The 19,634-nt window shown below is 49.3% G+C and carries 12 protein-coding genes; 9 read left to right on the top strand and 3 right to left on the bottom strand.

Features of this window, described 5'->3' with window-relative positions; translation table 11 throughout:
- Window positions 1–185 precede the first annotated feature (185 nt).
- From AC0KUT_RS09440 to AC0KUT_RS09470, 7 genes are all read left to right on the top strand, one after another.
- Entirely contained in the window at window positions 186–572 is a 387-nt protein-coding gene (locus AC0KUT_RS09440; protein WP_488835401.1) for a hypothetical protein, read from the top strand.
- A 162-nt stretch (window positions 573–734) separates the two neighbouring features.
- On the top strand, window positions 735–1,847 hold the full coding sequence (locus tag AC0KUT_RS09445) for an efflux RND transporter periplasmic adaptor subunit (RefSeq protein WP_488835403.1): 1,113 nt from the start codon (window positions 735–737) through the stop codon (window positions 1,845–1,847).
- Window positions 1,844–4,951, top strand: coding sequence for an efflux RND transporter permease subunit (locus AC0KUT_RS09450; protein WP_488835405.1), 3,108 nt, complete (start codon window positions 1,844–1,846; stop codon window positions 4,949–4,951). The genes AC0KUT_RS09445 and AC0KUT_RS09450 overlap by 4 nt, the downstream gene beginning before the upstream one ends.
- On the top strand, window positions 4,944–5,243 hold the full coding sequence (locus AC0KUT_RS09455) for a DUF3240 family protein (protein WP_488835407.1): 300 nt from the start codon (window positions 4,944–4,946) through the stop codon (window positions 5,241–5,243). Before AC0KUT_RS09450 ends, AC0KUT_RS09455 begins: the two co-directional genes overlap by 8 nt.
- Window positions 5,243–6,619 (top strand): TolC family protein, encoded by a 1,377-nt coding sequence (locus AC0KUT_RS09460; protein ID WP_488835408.1) that lies wholly within the window; start codon window positions 5,243–5,245, stop codon window positions 6,617–6,619. Before AC0KUT_RS09455 ends, AC0KUT_RS09460 begins: the two co-directional genes overlap by 1 nt.
- Entirely contained in the window at window positions 6,616–7,005 is a 390-nt protein-coding gene (locus AC0KUT_RS09465; RefSeq protein ID WP_488835409.1) for a hypothetical protein, read from the top strand. Before AC0KUT_RS09460 ends, AC0KUT_RS09465 begins: the two co-directional genes overlap by 4 nt.
- Window positions 7,006–7,283: 278 nt before the next feature.
- Window positions 7,284–7,550: a hypothetical protein gene (locus AC0KUT_RS09470; RefSeq protein WP_488835411.1), complete on the top strand. Its 267-nt coding sequence runs from the start codon at window positions 7,284–7,286 to the stop codon at window positions 7,548–7,550.
- A 122-nt stretch (window positions 7,551–7,672) separates the two neighbouring features.
- Here the strand turns inward: AC0KUT_RS09470 and AC0KUT_RS09475 are convergent, their stop codons facing one another.
- Together AC0KUT_RS09475 and AC0KUT_RS09480 are read right to left on the bottom strand one after the other, a co-directional pair.
- Window positions 7,673–11,224 carry a UvrD-helicase domain-containing protein gene (locus AC0KUT_RS09475; RefSeq protein ID WP_488835413.1) on the bottom strand — a complete coding sequence of 1,184 codons (3,552 nt, stop codon included), beginning with the start codon at window positions 11,222–11,224 and terminating at the stop codon, window positions 7,673–7,675.
- A complete protein-coding gene (locus AC0KUT_RS09480; protein WP_488835415.1) occupies window positions 11,217–13,970 on the bottom strand; it encodes a PD-(D/E)XK nuclease family protein in 2,754 nt (917 codons plus the stop codon). Before AC0KUT_RS09480 ends, AC0KUT_RS09475 begins: the two co-directional genes overlap by 8 nt.
- A 425-nt stretch (window positions 13,971–14,395) precedes the next feature.
- Here AC0KUT_RS09480 and AC0KUT_RS09485 point away from each other — a divergent pair, with 425 nt between their 5' ends.
- On the top strand, window positions 14,396–15,799 hold the full coding sequence (locus AC0KUT_RS09485; protein WP_488835417.1) for an MFS transporter: 1,404 nt from the start codon (window positions 14,396–14,398) through the stop codon (window positions 15,797–15,799).
- Between the two features lie 383 nt (window positions 15,800–16,182).
- Complete coding sequence (locus AC0KUT_RS09490; protein WP_488835418.1) at window positions 16,183–16,875, top strand: response regulator; 693 nt, start codon at window positions 16,183–16,185, stop codon at window positions 16,873–16,875.
- An 18-nt stretch (window positions 16,876–16,893) separates the two neighbouring features.
- Here the strand turns inward: AC0KUT_RS09490 and AC0KUT_RS09495 are convergent, their stop codons facing one another.
- Window positions 16,894–19,557 (bottom strand): CHASE domain-containing protein, encoded by a 2,664-nt coding sequence (locus AC0KUT_RS09495; RefSeq protein ID WP_488835419.1) that lies wholly within the window; start codon window positions 19,555–19,557, stop codon window positions 16,894–16,896.
- Window positions 19,558–19,634 lie beyond the last annotated feature (77 nt).

Raw genomic sequence — 19,634 nt, forward strand, 5'->3', positions numbered from 1 at the left:
AAAACCGCCGCAGTTACCTGCTGCGGTTTTTTATTGCCTGAAGGTTTTTTAAAAGTTATTCGTATCGTATTTCCTTTCTTGTTAGTTGCTATGCGTTCTGTTTAATCGATGCCCAATTTAATTCTGCCTTAATAATATGTCGTTACATTAATGCATTAAATTTTTTTGAAGCGTTGTGCATACGTATGTTTTTATCTACTTGCCTGAAAAAGATAATATTGCTGACGATGGTGGTGTGGCTACTCTCTTTATGTACAGGAGTGCACCGCCATTATGTTATGACAGACACGACTGGTGTAGCGAGTCTTGCAGTTTCTATGGATTTGCTGGAGGGAGACGATCTCGCTAGCCATCAGCGTGCACCTCATGTTGATGTGTATAACGACTACGTGCAGTTACATAAAGATATTTTGGTTCATCTTGATTTAATTGCTATCTGTACCGCCATTTTTGTTGTATGTCTTTTATCCCTACCTTCTCAGTCTAGGGCTTTTATTTATTCTGCGTTACCCAATGACCGTATTGTTTGTTGGCGTCCTCAATTGCGCGCCCCTCCTGTATTGACTGCTTAATTTCCCTCTGGTTATTTTTACCCCATTTATGGTTGCTATGGATATTTGCGCTTAATTTATGCGCAGGTTTATCTTTGGATCGAATGTGGGATTTGCCAATGCTGAATGTATTTTTTTGCGTTGGTGTTATTAAAAAGTGCAGTAAATCTGTTTGAGGTTGTTATGTCCTTATTGTTTATTAGAGGCGGTTGTTTTGCTGCCGCTATTTTCTCGTCTATTGCGTTTGCACAAACACCTGTAGCATTTAGTATTTCTGATCAACACAGTAAAAACTTGGGTGTTGAATTGATGGCCTTAGCGACTCAATTGCCATCGATAGGGGTGAACTTTCCTGCGCAAATTGTATTGCCTCCAGAACAGGAGCGTAGGATTAGCGCGCCGACCAACGCGCTAATTCAGCAGGTATTGGTGCAAGAGTATCAAACAGTTAAGCCTAATATGCCGCTGTTGGTATTAACCAGCCCTGAGCTCGGTCAATTGCAATTGACGTTACTCGAAGCGAGTAATCTCGCGCGTCTTTCTACTGATGAAGCTGAACGTGACGCACTACTTTTCAAAGAGGGCATTATCGCTCGTCACAGGGCCGAACAATCCCTTGCGGCTGAGCAAAATGCACGTGCAGCTTTGGTGCAAGCGCGTTCAGCGTTACAGCTAGCGGGCTTAGATGCTAGCGCTATCGCCAAGATCGAAACCACTGGTCATGTGAGCAGCCAAATCACCCTTAAAGCGAGTAGCGACGGGCAAGTGGTAGATTTATTGGCTAAGCCAGGTATGCGCGTTGCTCAGTCCGAGTTGTTGTTGCGCGTCATGAAAAAACAGCGCATGTGGGTTGATGTACAGGTGCCTAGTCAGCAAGCCGCGCAGTGGCCTAAAGGCACTTTAATTCAGCTCAGTAATGGCTTAACCGCACATGTTCTGAGCCAAAGCCCCGTAGTGAGTGGCGGGCAAAGGGTGTTGTTGCGCGCCTTGGTCAGCGGCACTACTGAGTCGTTAATGCCGGGAGAGTTTGTACAGGCAATCATGCCTCTCGTGAATACTAATGCATGGGAATTGCCCCTGAATGCATTATCGCGTCAGGACGGCCAGGCATATGTTTTCATTCGTAAACAAGATCAGTTTATCGCGACGCCGGTTCAGGTGTTGAGCGCAGCGGGTCAATCAATTCAGGTTACCGGCGCACTCGATGTTGGCGCGCTTGTAGCGATTAATGGTGTTGTTGCCTTAAAAGCCGCTTGGCTTGCGGCCGCTGATACTGCAGCCAAGGAGGCACCATGATTGCCCGCTTGATTCAATTCACCCTAGCGCAGCGAACCTTTATCTTGCTGATGACCTTGTTGGTAGTAGGTTATGGCTGGTACTCATTTCGCACTATGCCTATCGATGCTTTTCCTGATGTGGCCAGTACCCAGGTAAAAATAATTCTCAAAGCGGAAGGCATGACACCAGAAGAGGTGGAGAGCCGTGTTGCAGTGCCTATAGAAACCGAAATGCTGGGCATTCCTAAGCAACAGATGCTGCGCAGCACCGTAAAGTATGGGGTGGTGGATATTACGCTCACCTTTGAGGATGGCACAGATATTTACTGGGCGCGCCAGCAGGTGGCTGAACGCCTAGGCAATATTCGCAGTGATTTGCCTACCAATTTAGGTGGCGGTATTGCCCCCATCACCACACCATTGGGGGAAATGTTTCAATTTACAATCGATAACCCCCAATTAAGTTTAATGGAACGTAAAGCGCTGCTCGACTGGGTAATTCGTCCTGCGTTGCGCACTGTGCCCGGAGTAGCAGATGTCAATGTATTGGGGGGCGTGACCAAGAGTTATGAGGTGATACCTGATTCAGTGCAAATGGTGGCTGCAGGCGTTGATCTTACCGCGATAAAAAATGCGCTTGCCGCTAATAACAGCAATGATGGTGCAGGGCGCTTGCGTGAGGGTGGAGAGATATTGCTGGTGCGCACCGAAGGTAAGGTTCAAACCCTTGAGGATTTGCGCAGTATTGTGGTGACAGTAAATAATAAAACGCCCATTCGTATAGGAGATGTAGCGAAGGTGCGTATTGGTGAGTTAACCCGCAATGGTGCAGTGACAAAGGATGGTCAAGCAGAGGCGGTGGAGGGTTTGGTTTTAGGGCTGGCGGGTGCTAATGCGCGCGAAGTGGTTGCGGGAATAGAGCGTAAAATTGCTGAGCTGACGCCAAGCTTGCCGAAAGGTACAGAGTTGGCGGTGTTCTACAACCGGGCTGCGTTGGTTGATAAAGCCGTTGCAACCGTGGCTAAGGCCCTGAGCGAAGCGATTGTGTTAGTGCTGGTCTTGTTGATTGCTTTTTTGGGGAATCTACGCGCGGCACTCACTGTTGCATTGGTGTTGCCACTTTCCGCGTTGATGACGTTTATTTTTATGCGTCAATTCGGGCTCTCGGCAAATCTGATGAGCCTCGGCGGCTTGGCGATTGCAATAGGGATGCTGGTCGATGCTGCGGTAGTGGTTGTTGAAAACATTGTGCAACACATGGCCGCAGATTCGAGTAAAGGAAAATTGCCGCGCCTGCATATTATTTATCGAGCGGTTAAAGAAGTCGCTATGCCAGTTACTACTGGCATTATCGTGATTATCACGGTGTTTTTGCCACTGCTCACGCTTCAAGGGCTTGAAGGCAAACTATTCAGACCTGTTGCTCTTACCATTGTCTTCGCCTTGGCGAGTTCTTTGTTGTTATCACTGACAATCATTCCCGTTTTGGCTTCTTATCTGATTCGCGCTGAGGACCACGCTGAGCCTTGGTTGCCGCGCAAACTCCTCTCTATTTATATGCCTATGCTAAACAGTGCCTTTAAACACCCCAAAGCAATTTTTAGTGGCGCAGGGCTTTTGGTGGTCGCTGCGTTCGCGCTCTATTCCTTTACCGGTAAAACCTTTATGCCGACCATGGATGAAGGCGACATTATTATTGGCATTGAAAAACTACCCTCGATCAGTCTTGAAGAAAGCACCGCCTTAGACCTTAATATTCAACAGGCCATTATGAAAAATGTGCCTGAAGTGACGGGTATTGTCGCGCGGGTTGGCTCCGATGAAATTGGATTAGACCCTATGGGGCTAAATCAAACCGATACGTTTTTGGTACTTAAACCCAAGCATCAATGGCGGATGAAAACCAAGGCAGCGCTTTTGGATGCACTGCGTGACACACTCGATCAGTTGCCCGGTGTTGCGTACAGTTTTACCCAACCGATTGAAATGCGGGTATCGGAAATGGTGATTGGGGTGCGAGGTGATTTGGCCATCAAACTCTTTGGGCCTGATCTTGACACTCTCAATGGGTTGGCGACCAAGATATTAGCCGTAACTGAAGCTATTGATGGCAGCCAAGATGCTTACACCATAGTCAACACCGGCGTGCAATATTTGCAGGTGAAGCTAGATCGCTTAGCGGCGGGGCGCTTTGGTCTCAACTTGGAGGATGTTCAAGCGGCTTTACGGATTTATATTCAAGGCGAAACCCAAGGCATGGTGATTGAGGGTAATCGCCGCTTTGCAATTCAAATGCGTGGGCCAGAAAACCTTCGTACATCACCTGCTGATTTTGCGAACCTACAGTTAATGAGCCCCACTGGCGAGACTGTGCCGCTCGCGGCTATCGCCAAACTTGAACGGGTGGCGGGACAAGTGAAAATTGATCGCGAACTGGGTAGTCGCTACGGCGTGGTAATCGCCAATGTTACAGGGCGCGACTTAGTCGGATTCGTTGCGGAGGCCAAGCAAAAAATTGCGCAACAGGTGCCCATGCCAGAAGGCTACAGCATCAGTTTTGGTGGTCAGTTTGAAAATCAGCAGCGCGCGGCAGCGCGCCTTGGTTTGGTAACCCCGGTAGCACTGGTGTTAATTTTCATATTGCTGTTTTCAACCTTTGGCTCAGTGCGTCAAGCGCTCTTGGTCTTTAGCAATATTCCTTTCGCGTTGGTGGGCGGTATATTTGCGCTCTGGGTTACAGGCGAATATGTCTCTGTACCCGCCTCGGTCGGATTTATCGCCTTGCTGGGTATTGCGGTCCTAAACGGGGTGGTGATGGTGAGCTATTTTAATCAGCTTCACAGTGAAGGAATGCCCCTCGCACAGCTCGTGCGTGAAGGCGCAAGGCGTCGCTTTAGGCCGGTGATGATGACCGCCGCGATTACCGCACTTGGGTTGATCCCGCTGCTGTTTGCCACCGGCCCCGGCTCTGAAATTCAGCGTCCACTTGCCATAGTCGTAATCGGCGGTCTGATTACCGCTACCGCGTTAACACTCATTATGTTGCCCATGCTCTATGCCCGTTTTGCTTTTGGCGCAGCGGTCCACTCACATCTTAATACTGGGGAATTGCATCATGACTAATGTGTGTTTAAACCTCGTTGCTAATCCAGAGTTGGAAGAGGCGCTGCTTGATCAATTACTCCTCAATCCGAATAGCCAAGTATTTGTCAGCCAGAGCTGCGCCAGTCACGGCGGTCATCTGGCAGATTTTAATCCACTGGAGCAGGTGCTTGGGCGCGCCCAAGCCGTGAAGGTGCAGGTGTTTTTGGCGAATGAGCAGGCGCAGGTGCTAATTGCTGACTTGCGTCAATTATTTAGCGGTACCGGCCTTCGCTATTGGCTCAGCCCGCTGCTCGAAGAAGGAGAGTTTTAATGAACATAGGTTTTATTACTTACGCATTGTGCAGTTTCATTTTTTTCGCAGTGACGGTAGATGCGCAAACAACCGCTGCACCCCTATCAAGTGCTCAGGACTCTGCTCGATACGATGCACAAACAAGCGTGCAGATTGAAGCAGTAGCACTTCCTGATTTGATATCAGAGGCACAAGCGTCGAGTTGGCTGAGAGATGATCCTGCTTTTTCAGCGGCTAGCCATGAACTACAAGCGGCCCAGGCTGCAGCAGGTTTGGCCGCAAGTTCACCCCACGAATGGACGGCAAGTTACACCCGTCAGCAACGTGACTACCGGGTGGGTGATATAGGCGGTCCAGCGACGTCCAGCGAGTGGAATCTGGAATTGGAGCGCGGTGTGCGCTTACCTGGGAAAAGAGGGGCGGACAAGCGTATCGCCAAGGCAAGCTTAAACGCTGCGCTAGCACAATCGAACCTTGCGCAGCGTAATGCACTTGAGGATTTGCTTATAGCCTACAGCGATGGCCTACTTGCGCAAGCGCAATTGCGTTTACTCACGCAACAATATGCATTTGCTCGCAACAACCTAGATGCGGTACAAAAGCGTGTAAAAAGTGGTGATGCGGCGGCTCTTGAGGCGCGCTTGGCCGAGGCCGAGGCGGCCAATGTCGCCGCGCGTTTGAGTTTGGCTGATACCCAAGCTAAAGCTGCATGGAATTATTTACATCAACGCTACCCGTTGGTGAATGTCCATACATCTCCTGAGTTGCCGAAGCCCATTGCGGTTGAGCAATCTCTCAGTTGGTGGCAGCAGCGTATTGAAGCAGCGAGCGATGGGTTAAAAATAGCCCAAGCGGAGCAGGAAATGGCGCGAGCTGCTGCAGACCGTGCCCGCCTTGAGCGCATACCGGACCCTACAATTGGCGTGTTTACTGCGCGCGAAACCTTTGGCAATGAGCAAGTGCTTGGGGTGCGTATTCGTATGCCCTTACCGGGCGAGCGTCGCAGCTTAGGTTTGCGCCAAAAGCTGAATCAATCTTTATTAGCTTCAGATACCTTGGTGTTGACACGTCGCCAGCTTAGCATTGTTGCGCAAGGCGCATTTTACCAAGCTCAGGGAGATTACCGTCGTTGGCAGCTTGCTGATCAATATGCCAGTGCACAGCGTGAAAATGCACGTTTATTGCAAAAGGCATATAGCTTGGGCGAGCAGGATCTACAAAGTTTGTTATTGGGTCAGCAGCAAAGTTTGCGTGCAGCGGAAGATGAGCAAAATGCTCGCGCCGCTGCACTTCGCAGCTATTATCAGCTTCTCTTGGATGCCAAGCTGCTCTGGCGTGACAGCATTTTTGCGGCTGCGTCCGATAGTCTTGGCATTGAAGGTGGCCTAGAATGAAAAAAATCTTGGTATTAGTATTGGCTTTATTAACGCTTGGTGCCTGCGTTAGTAATTCGGGGCGTTATAGATTTGTGCAAGATGGCTCGGCGCAGGTAAAAGTGGCGGGCCTAAGTTTGCGCGAACAAGCAGGGCACATGCATATTCAAGGATTATTATTTCAACATCGCATGCATACACCTCACCAACAGGGCGTGGTAGACGTGGAGGTTTATGATGCGAACGAAAAATTAGTATCTCGGACAATTGCGCACTATGATCCTCCGCTTAATCCACAGCGGGAGTGGCGTTTTACCGGTGTGAGGTTTAAAGGTGTATTGGATGCGGTCCCGCCCAAAGGTAGTTTACTTAAAGTGTCATTTCGGCCCGTACTTACTGTACCTTGATTCATTTTACTCGGGCGCTTGCTTGCTGTCATTTGTCACTCGGTTGGTATCTTAAAACGTGTATATTCCTTTTATGCAAAGTGCTCAGGCATGCGAACTTTTGTGTATAGTTCTGAGTGCCCATTCTTTTCTGGCAGTGCGTATGTTATTGAGCCTTGGATGGTTAAATACTGTTCTGCAAGGTGATTGCAAGAGCTTAAATTTATCATCTCACTCGTGGTGCTGAGATAATTTTTTAATTGATTAGTCTAGAGCGAAACTAATGTATGAACGTATTTATGACGAAGTTATTTTCTCCTTTGCTTAATTTTTTTGAAAAAGGTGAAGAAAAATATGCCTATAGAGAATCCCATCGAAAAATTTTAGTGGTTGTCGGGCTGTTATTTTTAGTCTTGTCCGGTGGGTCGTTGTATGTCGTGTTGGTTAGCGGTGAAATGGGCGGGCTTATTCCCGTTGTGGGTTTTTCGCTGGCGGGGATCGTGTGTGAAATTGTAGGGTTGCTCGGTAGTGATAAAGCGGTAGCAAATATGTGGAAGACAAAATGACGGCGCTTTAGCGCCTGGGTGAGCGTAAAAATTAAAGTGCGTTCAATGCGTATTTTTAATAAGCCGAGGCGACAGCCTCGGCTATTGTGCCGTTTCAGCGAGCCGTTATTCGCATGTCATTTTTAGTGAGCTGTTGCTTCCACTAAAATTCCGATGCTGGTGAAGTAGAGCGCAGTTTTGATCTGGCGCGAGTCAATCTTGGCCATTAATTTGTGATAGTGTTGTAGCTGATTTTTATAGGCCGCAAGCTCGCGTTGGCTGAAGGCTTCGAGGCTTTCCTCTGGCTCGGGTGAGCTGCTTTTGTAGTCGATAATCCAGCGCGTGTCATCGACAACAAAGGTGCGGTCGATGATGGATTCACGGGCTTCGCTTTTTTGTTGTTGCACCAATGCGAGCTCGCAGGCGCTGTGGGCGTGTTCGCTGTTCAGCAGCCAGCGGCCCTGTGCGCTGTTTAGTGTTGTGGTCACTGCTTGTCCAATTTTTTGCAGTGCCTGTGTGAGCGGCGCATCTTTCCAACCCAGTTGTTGCAGTTGGATTTTCCAAAATAGTTGTTGTTGCTGAATAAATTGATCTGCGGCTATGCAGTGAGTTGCGCCCACAAATTTATTCTCAACCAATGTCTCAAGTGCGCTGTGTATGAGTGTGCCGGTGTGACGCGCCAAGCGCGCTACGCTGCTTTCCTGTTCGGGAATGTTCAACGGGTTTACGTCCTTATCATCTTGCACATCATGACCGCGATAGGCCTGTAGGAGTGTGACATCTTCCAGTGTCGGGCGCTCCCAATTTGCCGCTAGGCGCACTAGATGTTGCAGCCCAGGTCTTGCTGTTGCGTTGCTGCCAGATTGCACGCGCGCATTGTCTAGGCTGTTCTCTAGGCAATGTGCTTGGTCTTTTACAAACCCCCAAATGCTGTACAGCAAGGATGCTTTTGCCGGCGCCTGTAGTTCCTCTTCTTTCGTTTTTATACAGGCAATAAGATGTAACCGCGAAATAGCGCGGGTGCAGCCTACGTAAAGCAAGCGGGTTGATTCAAAGGCTTGCTGTTTGTCTGCTTCGCGCCGCATAAATTGATAGAGCTGATCTTCGTCTTGCCCTATAGGCGCGAGCGAGCCGAGCAGTAATTGTTTTTCACCCTGCGCGCTGAGTCGTTCTTGCCAGAGTAATAATTGTTTGTCGTCTTTGCGTGCGCCGCGATCTAAACCGGGAATAATGACGGTATCAAACTCTAAGCCTTTCGATTTGTGAATAGTCATGACCTGCAGTTTTGGGTCTGCATCGCTGCGCGGTGCGGCAAATAATCGCTCTATGGCTTGATAAAAAACTTGCCAGTCGCGAATGCTGCCGCCTTGCTGGTGTTTGTCGAGCAGGGCAAAAAAACTGTGAATATTATCGCGATCATTTTCATCTTGCAGCGTAGCTGGGCCACCTAAGGCCAACCAGAGTCCTTCGATCCATTGGCGTAAGGGTTTGCGATAGCGCTCTTGCCATGTGGCGTTCAATGAAGTCACAAAGCGCGCGAGAATTTTTTCGCCGTTTGGGCTTAAACCTTGGATCTGTGTGTAGTGTTGCAACTGCGGCCAAATAAGGGGGAACGCCGTGTCACTGAGGCGCGGGTTGAATTCGCCAAGATCCGCGGTGACTATGCGGTGTAAGTCACTGTTATTTAAACCGCACCAAGGTGTACGCAAGAGCGCAAGCCACGCGATGCGATCGGCGGGGTTTACCAGTGCGCGGGTGAGCGAGAGCAAATCTTGAATCACCATGCGGCTGGCGAGACGATCAATCTCTGTGGCTTGATAATGCAAACCGGCGGCGCTGAGCGCAGGAAGAATGCGCGCGAGGTGATTGCGCGTGCGTACTAATATCGCAACGCTACCTTCAGGATTTTCGGCGCGCGCGGCGCGGACTAATTCAACGACTTTTGCCGCTTCTTGTTCCTGGGCGGTAACCCGTGCTGCGGGTTCATCGTCATCTTTTTCTGCCAGTGCTGTTATAGAGGTTGCTTTGTCATTGGTATAGCAGCAGGCATGAAAGCTCACGGCTTCGCCAGCCTGTTCAGCTTTAAACGCGGCCGAGGGCGAGTAGCGCACCGCGCCGCGGCTGATGTCGTCTTGCGCCGGGAACGCATCTTGGAAAATGTCATTCACCCAATTCACCACACCGGCTTGAGAGCGAAAGTTAACCTGTAAATCCAATGGGCTTAGGGCCACAGAGCCAATGCCGTGTTGGCGCGCATCTAAAAATAAACCAACGTTAGCGTTGCGAAAGCCATAACAGGATTGCATGCCATCGCCCACGATAAAGAGTGTGCGGCCATCGTCGTTTTGCCAACCGCTGGTGAGCTTTTTGAGCAGCTCTAATTGCGGGCTGGCGGTGTCTTGAAATTCATCCACCAATATATGGCGAATGCGATAGTCCAACTGCAAAGCGAGATCGCTCGGCGAATCTTCATCCCCTAATGCTTGTACCGCGGCTTGGCTAATAGCGCTGTAATCCGTGGCGCTGAGTTGTTTGAACACGAGGGTTAGCTGCGCGGCGACTATGGGTAAAATACTGGTGAGGCTATCGAGCAGTTGCCATTGGTCTTGCGCGTAGTACGCGGGCGGCAAGCTGCGAATTTCCTGCAGCAGGGCTTCGGCTTCAGGGGCTATTTCGCGTAGCGTACCGGTGAGTTCACCAAAGCGGGTTTTGAAGGCCGCGTGTTCTTTCCCCGCGGGAAAACCTTCGGCTTTGGTAAGGCGTGCGCGGTAGCTGCCCGTGTTGGTGAGCAACAAATCGCACAGCGCCAGCCATTGGTTTACGCCTTCGGGCGATGCGCTGGGTAAGCTATTTATACCGAGCAACTCGTGAATGCGATTTTTGTGTTCCTCATCTTGCAGGTTATTGGCTGCGGCATCGGCGATGGCGCAAATGTCGCTGCTGTGAAGTTGCAGTACATGAACGATGCTATTGAGGTGCTCGCAAATCACATGGTGCAACACGTCTTCTAGATAGGCGCGCGCCTCTTCATGGCGCGCCTGTATGAGTACGCCTAACCATTGTTCGCGTTTGGCGAGCAGGCTGATGAGCAGGTTTTCTACCGCAATTAAATTATTATCGAGATGCAAGAGTAGCTGGGTTAGTGGTGCGCGCAGCGGCGTTTCTTTTTCTAAGAGGGAAAACACTTCGCGCACTGCGAGGCGATAGGCGGGGTTGGCGTCTTCTAATGTATCGGGTTGCGCACCTATGCCGCTCGCGAGGGGAAGCTGTTTGGTGATGGAGCGGCACAAGCTATCGATCGTTTGCACACGTAGGCGGTGAGGGCTTTGCAGCAGGTGCCAACCGCGTTCTTGATCGCGCTGCAGCACCTGTTGTGCGAGTTGCCAGCCGCGCAGGGCATGGGGGTCTTGCGGTTGCGGTTGTTCAGTGGCGTTCCAAAGGGCCTGCATAATACGGTCTTGCATTTCACCTGCGGCTTTGCGAGTAAAGGTGATGGCCAGCACTTCTTCTGGCTCATCGCAGTGACAAAGCAGGGTGAGAACCCGTTGCGTGAGCAGGCCGGTTTTACCTGAACCGGCGGGCGCAGATACCGCGAAGGAAGCATGGGGGTTGAGCGCCTCTAGGCGTACCTGTTGGTCGATAGGTGCCAGCCGAGTAGGTTCGGATGTTGTTAATGATGACGTGGAATTATTCATTATGTGACTCCAAAGCATGTGCGTGAGTCGCAATAAAATCGGCTATGGCCTCTGCATCGAGTAAGCGATTGAGCGGCAGTAGGTCTTCGGCGTATTGAGCTGCGCTAGGGTTTTTGAGATCAACTCGCGCATCGCCCTGTAAAAAGTCCTGCGCTAAACGGCTGAGATTGAGCTGCCACTCTTGCAATTGTAGAGGCCATTCTTGGGCGCAGGGCACAATGCCCGGATGTTGAACCATGAGTTCGCCGGTGCCAATCCACTGGCTGGCTTTGGCATTGATTTGCGCAAAGGCAATAGCGCCTATGGGGTTTTCACCTTCAGCGGTCCTTGCGGTCACCGCGTAGAGCGGAAGTTGCGGTTCGTCCATCCGTTCGCCCTGCCAACTTTTCGCGCTGGGAGAGCCAGTTTTATAGTCGATGAGCAGCTGTTCGCCCGTGGCTAGTTCATCGATGCGGTCTATGCGTAGGCGCAGCGGTAAGCCAGAAAATTCGAGCGTCACTTCTTCCTCTATGGCAATGACCTTAAAAGCGGGGCGCATTTTTTCTTGTTCAAGCCATGCGTGTAGTAAGCGCTCTAAACGCTCCTGTTCCAGTTGGGTGTAATAGGCGCCTAGGCTGGTGCCGCGGCGCCGTTTAATGGTTTCGATGACTTCGCTGCAGGCAGACGCAATGAGTGCGCATAATTCGGTATCGTTTAATGTTAAGAGTTGAGCTTGCGTGCCGAGTTGACGCCAGATCAGCGCGAGCGCTTCGTGCAGTAAATTGCCGCGCTCTATAGCCGACAAGCCAGGCACGGGCTCATCGCAACTTTTTGCCCCAAGCCGTAAGCGTGCAAACGCGTTGAAGGGGCAGGCGCCCTGTTCTTTAAATAAGCTCGCGCCGCCGCGCACGATTTCGCGCTCGCGCTCAACTGCGGGTGCCTGCGCGCAATCAATCAGTTCGAGGGTTTTACTGGCTGCTATCGCCTGAAAATTACGGCTGTTGGCGTCCTGCTTTTCACCGTGTAATTCGTCTGCAGGTGTGAGCGCCAGTGCGCGAATTAGGGCGCTGGGGGCTAGTTCACTGCCTTCGTCGCTATGGGCAGAACTGAATATAACGAGCGGTGCACAGTGCATATAGTGTTGCGTGAGCGCTTGAGCAAACACGAGTTCGCGCTCGGCACTTGCATGAGGCATTTTGTGCTGACGCTGCAACACCGTGGGTAAAAGCGGGTTGGGTGCGGGTGCGGGCGGCCATTGGCGATGGTGTAAACCCAGCACCCAACAGTGGCTAAATTGCAGCCCAGCGCCTTCAAGCGCGCCTAAAATTTGAATGGGCGCTTGGGGCGTCTGCGCTTGAAATGGCATTTTACTTGCCAGTTTGCGTAGCTGTTGCAAGGCTTGGCTGTAGCTAAGTTTGATGCCTAGGGCATCAAGTTGCAGAAACTCATCCAGCAACTGTTGCCAGAGTTTAAGTTGCTGATGTTCTTGGCTGTCGAGGCGCCGTCTACCGGGCCAGCCTAAGCGTTGCAAATGTGCATCAAAAAATGTGCGCCAATAGTCAGCGGAGTAGTCGCCATAGGTTTCGCGGCGATGCGTTTCTAATTGTAAAAAGCGCTGAGTGAGATGCTGTTCATCTTCAGGGATCGCGAGCTTCGCACTCAGTTTTTGACAGTGATAACGCAGATCACTGGCGCTGATGTTAAACCGACCTAGTTGGCGCAGGGCGTGGATAAGATGACTGCGCAGGACCAGCTCGCTGTCAGCCGCGCTAAAAAAAGGTGAGAGCAAAAGCTGACAAATATCTTCTAAACCCCAGTTCGATTGATGCAGCCCTAACAAGTCCAATGTGGCGGCAATAATCGGTGTGCCGGCGAGCGGGGTGCCCGCTGAAAAATTAAAGGGTAGGGTATAGCGGGGCTGTTCCGGTAGCGCTGCTAGCGGTTCAAATACCTGCACAAATTGTCGCTCCACGAGGTCGCGACACTGGCCGAGGTTGGGCACTATGATGGCAACCATCGCGGCAGGGTTTTGCTCTAGTTGCGTCTTGCTCCACAGCGCTGCTAAGCGAATTTCCTCTTCTGTGGTGTGTGCTTCGGTGCGCACTAGCTCGGTTTGCGCAACAGCCTGTGTAATGGTGATTTGCTCTGCACTTAATGCATCCAACAGTGCTTGGTGCAGTGGCGCTATTTCCCCAAATCCGGTGAGTATGAGCGCTTCCTCAGGTTTGAGTTCGCCATCACGAAACGCGCCCAACAGAATTTCCAGTGCCTGCTCTTGAGTGATTAACCCCAGCTGGCTGAGTTTTACACGAAACTCTCCAAGCCAGATGAGCCAGCAGGCGCTGTTACTCTGTGCATTAAGTTGCGGTTCGGCGATGCGTACTTGCTCTTCACTCAAACGCCAGAGTTCTAAGTTACGCAGTGCCGCATCGGCAGCTTGAGCGAGGGGTTCAGGCTGTAGTAGTTCTGCGGCGAGCGATGACCGCGCAATGATTTGCTCCCAGAGTGTTTGGCGCTGAGCATTGTTGATCAACCGCCGCGCTGTTGGTGCATAGGCGCGCCGCTGGAGTTGTTGCCAGAGCTGCTCCTGGTATTGGCTTAAAGAGTAGATGCGCGGGCTTATGGAAACAGATGCACCCTGAGTGATTTGCCATTGGCTGTAGGCGCGCAGTATATGATTGCGCAGCCGACTGTTAGCGGTAATGATCAGCCGCCCCTGGGTTATGGCGGTTAAGTAGGGGGCAATATTGAAGTAACTATCAACCATGATGAGGATGTGTCCCGTTGACTCTGAGGGTGATCTGGCGCTGGTGCGCTAATGAATAGGTCGCATTATGGCATTGCTAGGTTGAATTGCGACATTTGGCGCCTGCATGTGTTTTTTAATCTCAGTCACTTGGTGTGCGCTGTTTGATTTTTGACCTCGCTTGTTTGGGATGTTTAATCGTGCTAATTTTCCCGCGTTAAAAAATACGCGCTTATATGCTGTAAATAGCTCAATGTTGTTGTTTTAGTTGATAAGTGGGAGAGAGCATAAGCCACACTTGCAGCGATTTATGGTGGTTAACAATTTTAAAAAACACTCAAAAAAAATAATCTACTCTAGCTCACTGTAATGTCTAATCCAGCTATTGCCTCTGGTGTTATTCATGCAGTTAAACATTTGCACTCATAATATAAAGAAGAAATTATATGAGCACTTCTGCACCCGCTTCCCCTAACTCACATACGCCACCTGCGGTTAGCAATTATCGCTGGACTATATGCGCGTTGTTATTCTTTGCCACCACCGTCAATTATCTTGATCGCCAAGTACTGAGTTTACTTGCGCCTGATTTGTCGGCAGAGTTTGGCTGGAGTAACAGTGACTACGCCAATATCACCGCTGTATTTCAATTCGTCTATGCCATCTCCATGCTCTTTGCCGGTCGGCTGATTGATAGCCTTGGCACTAAACGCGGATATATTCTTGCGATAATTGTGTGGTCCATAGGCGCGATTATGCACGCCTTCTCTGAGCAGTTGGGTACGGGTATCAATCATGTGCTCACCTTGGTCGGTTTGGCCGCTGTGCCTATATCAATTGCAGGTTTTATGCTGTCGCGCGCGGTGTTGGCCTTTGGTGAAGCGGGTAATTTTCCTGCTGCCATTAAAGCAACCGCAGAGTACTTTCCCAAAAAAGAACGCTCTTTTGCCACCGGGATTTTCAATTCTGGCGCCAATATTGGCGCGATCTTGGCTCCGTTAACGGTACCTTGGATTGCTGCACACTGGGGCTGGCAAACAGCGTTTATCGTCATAGGCGCGATTGGTTTTGTGTGGATGATTTTGTGGGAGATTTTTTACGATAAACCCACTGAGCAAAAGCGCCTTTCTGCTGCAGAGCTAGCCTACATCAATACTCTGTCGGTGGGGGATGTGGCAGAAAAAGAACCGGTTGCCAACGAGCCAAAGTCTTCTTGGTTTAAATTGTTAGGGTATCGTCAGACCTGGGCCTTTGCCTTCGGTAAGTTTATGACCGACGGTGTTTGGTGGTTCTATCTGTTTTGGTTGCCTAAGTATCTTGAAGCACAGTACGGCATGAGCAATACCGACTTTATGTTGCCCTTAATGGTGATTTACACCATGACCATGTTTGGCAGTATTGGCGGCGGTTGGTTTCCCAGTTATTTTATGAGTCGTGGACATAATGCTTACGATGGCCGTATGAAAGCTATGCTGGCGATCGCACTCTTTCCTCTGGTTGTGCTCTTGGCGCAGCCCTTTGGCTATCTGACGTTCTGGATTCCAGTCGTGCTGATTGGCATAGGTGCTTCGGCGCATCAAGCTTGGTCAGCCAATATTTTTACCACTGTTTCTGATATGTTCCCCCAAAAGGCTGTTGGCTCAGTGGTTGGCATCGGTGGTTTGGCTGGTGGTTTGGGAGGGGTGGCTGTATCTAAAGTCGGCGGTTGGTTGTTTGATTACTACGGTGCTCTTGGTCAGATAACCATAGGTTATGGAATTATGTTTTCATTTTGTGCCTTGGCATATTTACTTGCCTGGGGCGTAATGAAACTCTTGGTGCCGAAATACCGTCCAATTCGCGACCTTTAACCTGCACTAATATTAACGCCGCTTGCTTCAAATAAGCGGCGTTTAAAGTGGCCCTTTAAACAAAATGGCTCTTTAGGCAAAGTGGCCTTTTAAACATGGTTAGCTTGTGTCGCTGTGGGTCATCTTTCCTTGTTTCTCAAAACCGCCTTAACTTTTCCCCCGTTTTTCCTGCATGGTTCAGTTGTTGGTGGTTACCTCCAATGGCTGGGCAATCGCCTGTAGCAGGTTTTCATCGCTATTCTTAGTATGTCAAAAGATTCGACTACCTCCAGTTATATTTGGTCTATATTTAAAGGCAATTCTTCGGTTGAGTCATTTACCCACAATTGGGTGGAGTGATATCAACTTGCACAACTAGGTGTTGATATTTATTCAGGTGGTTTATGTTTTCAAAGCAGGAATTACAGCTTGTTGGGCAAACCTTGGCGCAGCGCCGAGATTGGTTGCTGAAAGCTATTAATAACCCTGAGCACGCCAGTAATCGTGCGCAGAACGAAAAAACACTAAAGATACTAGAAGATATATTGAATAAAATTTCTGCTCAGATGACGGGGGAAGCCTCTGTAGATGAAAGAGAAGAACAGCCAGCGAAAGTGGTGAATCACTATATTTCCGCTAAGGGTACCTCATCAATTCGCGAGCTGGCACTGAAGCGGCGTTTAGAGCTTACATCAAACAAAATTCGCGTGTTATTGGTTGACGATGATCAGTTTATTTGCGATTTGGTGCGCGCCTTTTTAACGGCTGCAGATATAGAGATAATTGATTCAGCGCAGGATGGTATGGAAGCGGTTAGCATGCTCTATGACGCCAACCCAGTTTATGACTTAGTGCTTTGCGACTGGAATATGCCCAATAAATCGGGGTTGGGTGTGCACGATGCCATGCGTGCGGCTGAACGCTACTATGGCACGGTGTTTATGCTGGTGACTGGTGTGACAGAAGCAAAGCAAATACGTGCCGCCATTGAGGAGGGGGTTGATGACTATGTCGTTAAACCTATAGAGCAAGATAAGCTCCTGAAAAAAATAGCGCGCTTTTTCCCGAAGGTAAGTGAGAATATACCTAGCGCCTAATATTTGTTGTTAGTATTTTTACGTGGAACCGCTGTCGAGTGTAGGCTCTTTTACATTGTCTGGGTTACTGGCGCGAGGCAAGGTAAAGTAAAATGTGCTGCCCACTCTCAGCTCTGAGTTAAAGTTTATTTCCCCACCGTGTTGCTCAATAATTATTTTAGAAATGCTTAGGCCAAGCCCCGTACCTTCATGCCTGCGGGTGTCTGATGAGTCTGCTTGCGCAAATTTTTGAAAAATGCGTTTTCGAAATTCTGGCGGAATACCTTCGCCTTGATCGGCGACGCTGATAGTGATGTTGTTTGCATCACACTTCATCGCAATAGTGACTACGCCACCTTCATTAGAGAACTTTACGGCATTTGATATTAGGTTTGACATCACTTGCAATAAACGATTCTGGTCAATATTTGCAAAAATATTGTCTGCCTCACTATTGGTTTGGATTGCCAGCAATAATGAGACATTAAATTTGTCACCATATCCTGCATTTTGCGCTACGGCAAGCTCTAGTAGGGGGGCAACGGCTGTATTGTTTAAGGTGAGTTGCAGGCTGCCAAATTCAAGTTTTTCGACATCGAGTAAATCATTGACTAAGCGCCCAAGTCTTTCGGCATTACTGTGTGTAATGTTAATGAGTGACTTTGTTTTTTCAGAAAATTCTTCTACGGCGCCACTTTTTAGTAACCCTAACGCCCCTTTTATCGATGTTAGTGGTGTGCGCAATTCATGGCTGACGGTGGAGATGAATTCTTTTTTCATGCTCTCCAGTTTTTTGCGCTCACTGACATCATGAATAATAAAAGTGAACAGCAACCGCTCATCCAGTTCAACGCGGCTCAGGCTCAATTCAATATCCTTAGTTTTGGTGTTAGTTGCATCGGTTGGCTGCATGCTAATTTTGGCATCCAGTACAAAATTGTTATCTAATTGTTTTTTCTCTATAAGAAAGTATGTGGCTAATTTCGGGATGAGTTCATAGATTTTATGTCCGAGTAATGTGTTTTTAGCTATTCCAAAAAGGCTTTCTGCCGCTGGATTGGCGCGTTTGATGAAGCCTAAATTGTCTACTACTAATATGCCTTCAGCTGCATTGTCGAGTACTGAGGTAAGCTCTTGGGTTTGCATTTCAACTAAACTATTAATTAGTTCTGCGCGCCCACTGATGAGTAACAGGAAACCACCTAATAGGCTTGAGAAAAGTAAACCGCCTGCGAGTACATGCCATGCACCAGATGTGGCGTGAGTAGATAAAAATTTTTGCGTAGGGGCTATGGTAAGTGTGAGCTTACGCTGCCCTATGTTGAGTTTATGTTGCTGGACAAAATCGCGTAGGTGAGGAGAAAGTTTAGTCATCCCATCGTAAAAAATGAGTGGGTTATTGGCGTCAGTTGTGTCCACAATGCGTAATTCATAGGTTTCTGGGTCAAAATTACCTAAGGCGCTGGCAAGTAAGTTATTAATCCGCACGGCTGCAGTTGCAAAACCTTTGAGTGTTGCATCAGGATTGTAAACGGGTAAAAACATTAGCGTAGAAAGGTGGCCGGGCTGGTCTTGCAGTAGTTGTAAGGGGCGGCTCATGCTGGCCTTTCCGGTGGAAAGCGCTTGTTCAAACGTAGCGCGGCGCATAGGCTCGCTCTTTACATCAAAACCGTGCGCCGCCTTATTAAATTCCCAAGGTTCTATATAGGTAATGACAACATAATCAGTTCGTACTGCCGCATTGGTAAAAGAGGGGGAGGTAAGCTTGTCGGTAATGGTGAAATTAGCGAAGCCGTCTTGCTGTAATGTGGCCTCGAATGTTGCACGATCTTCTTGGCGAACGTACTGATTCCAAGACAAGGTGGATATTCCGCGGCTGGCGATATCGATACTGTTGATAAAGGTGGAGAAGTTAGCACTATTAAGATTAGGGGCAACCATAAACAGGCCCCTTAGACTAGTAAGTGTTTCAATGATATTTACAAGGTTGTTATTCATTGCTGTATTCATTAAGTTTGCCTGTTGTTCGAAGGCAACTTTGAGCTTACTTTGTTCTTCGCTGCTTGTTCGCACGAAAATGACAACAACTATAGCGCAACTAATTAAAACGGGAATGGTTACCACGCTGCGACGACTGCGCCATTGGCGCCGTGGTTGAGCGAAAAACACACACATTAGCGGGGTGGCAATGAGAACGCCGAGGCTATCGCCTACCCACCAGGTAAACCAGCTATAAAGACAGTAGTCGATGGGAATAACACCATTCAACCAAAGCGCGAATACGCCTATGCTGGCGCTGCAGGTTGCTGCAACTGGGCCGCCTAAAAGTAAAAATAGAAATATGTCGCGTTCGTGGGTGAGTGGGTTAGGGAAGCCCAAGATGCTTCGAATTAAGAAAGTGCCAAAGAGCGTGGCTAAGGCGCTGCCAAAACCTATTTCAGCGGCGATCTCAAGTGAACTCAATGAAAAAGGCAATTCTGCCAAGCTTAGGTTGAGCAGCAATGAGCCTAAAAAAACCCCAATTGCACAGCCTTGCCCCCAAATAAGGGTGGCTCCCAAGCCAATGCCGAGAGGTAAGAAAATGGCAGTGGTATATCCAGGTGGAATCGCGAGCAGCAGCGAAAGTCTACCGGATATAACATAGGCAATGATGATCAGTACAATTCGTACCGGTAGGTTATTTAATCTTGTTGCTGGGTTCACGCCCACTATTCCTCACAGAAACCTTTTGCTTAAGATTAGCCTAGGTGCTGGAGATTGCTTGGGGAGATAGGAGAAAG

The organism is Cellvibrio sp. 25HG11W-0, assembly GCF_057815475.1.